Raw genomic sequence first — 1,633 nt, forward strand, 5'->3', positions numbered from 1 at the left:
AAGGAGGGCCAAGCAAAACCCCCAACCCCCCCCCCCACCCCCCCCCCCCCCCCCTCCCCCCCCCCCCCCCCCCCCCCCCCCCCCCCCCCCCCCCGGCGGCCCCTTTCGGCCGAATCTTCCCCATTCCGCCTGGGCAGCGGCCACCTCAGGCTTACCGTGAGGTCATTTCCTTCACGAGGGGGTCCGAGATGGACGAGGATTCTAAGGCGGCCTGGGCCGCCGGCGGCATGATGTTCGCCGCGGTCAGCATGATCATGATCGGCGTCTGGCAGGCGATCGAGGGCATCTTCGGCATCGCCACCGACCAGTTCTACGCCGAGGTCAAGGACTACGTGGTCGACATCGACACGACCGCCTGGGGCTGGGTCCACCTGATCCTCGGCATCATCACCGCGCTCGTGGGCTGCGCGCTGTTCACCGGCGCCACCTGGGCCCGCGTCCTCGGTGTCACGCTCGCGTGCCTGGTGCTCATCAACAACTTCCTGTACCTGCCGTACTACCCGTTCTGGTCCCTGCTGATCATCGCGCTGGCGGTCTTCAGCATCTGGGCGATGACGGTGGCACCGAAGCCTTCGGGGCCCGACTACCGCTAGCCCGACGCGCTGCCACGGGACGGTCGTACCGGCCGTCCCGTCGGCATGTGCGCCAAGGCAGGAAGATATTGACAAGTGTGAATATTATGGGGGATACTTCTCGTCGTTCCCGTCAATCCTCGGAACATCGTCTGTCATCTCCTCATGACGCCCCGGGCCCTCACCCCGTGCGCAGTCGACGCCGCATGATGCGCCGTACCGCACGCTAAGGAGGGCCTCGCCATGCGAAGCCGCCGCAAATCCGTCCTCAACGCCGTCTCGGCGTTCCTCTTGGGAGTCGCACTGGCCTTCTCGATCCCCGGCGCGCCCGCGCAGGCCCAGAGCTGCAACGGCTACGTCGGGCTCACGTTCGACGACGGACCCAACTCCGGCACCACCCAGAACCTCATCAACGCGCTCACCTCGAACGGGCTGCGCGCGACCTTCTTCAACACCGGCCAGAACGCCGCCAACCAGGCATGGCTGGTCCGCGCCCAGGTCAACGCGGGCATGTGGGTCGGCAACCACTCCTACACCCACCCGCACCTGACGCAGCTGTCGCAGGCGCAGATGGCCTCGGAGATCTCCCGCACCCAGCAGGCGATCCAGTCGGCCACCGGCACCGCGCCGCGCCTGTTCCGCCCGCCCTACGGCGAGACCAACGCGACCCTGCGGTCGGTCGAGGCCCAGTACGGCCTGACCGAGGTCCTGTGGACCGTGGACTCCCGCGACTGGGCCGGGGCCTCGAGCGCGCAGATCGCGCAGGCCGCGAACAGCCTCCAGAACGGCGGCGTGATCCTCATGCACGACGGCAACTGGAACACCATCAACGCGATCCCGCAGATCGCGGCGAACCTCCGCGCCCGGGGCCTGTGCGCCGGGATGATCTCGACCGCGACCGGCAGGGCCGTCGCCCCCGCCTAGGAAACGGCGGGGGGGGGGGGGGGGGGGGGCGCCCCCCGCGGGGGGGGGGGGGCCCCCGTGTCGAAAGGGTTTGACGTGTTTTTCGGGGAAGATCTCCGGAAACCGCTTGGAAGAGACCTGTGTGTCGTTTTCCGTTG

The 1,633-nt window shown here is 68.7% G+C and carries 1 protein-coding gene and 1 pseudogene; both read left to right on the plus strand.

Annotated features, from left to right (window positions below; genetic code table 11):
• The first annotated feature begins 188 nt into the window (after nucleotides 1-188).
• Nucleotides 189-593 carry a DUF7144 family membrane protein gene (locus tag ACZ60M_RS25425; protein ID WP_465422043.1) on the plus strand — a complete coding sequence of 135 codons (405 nt, stop codon included), beginning with the start codon at nucleotides 189-191 and terminating at the stop codon, nucleotides 591-593.
• Nucleotides 594-815: 222 nt separating this feature from the next.
• Nucleotides 816-1,525, plus strand: a pseudogene (locus tag ACZ60M_RS25430) (polysaccharide deacetylase family protein); the annotation flags it as partial.
• Between the last annotated feature and the right edge of the window lie 108 nt (nucleotides 1,526-1,633).

The sequence above is a fragment of the Glycomyces sp. NPDC050141 genome, from assembly GCF_055586545.1.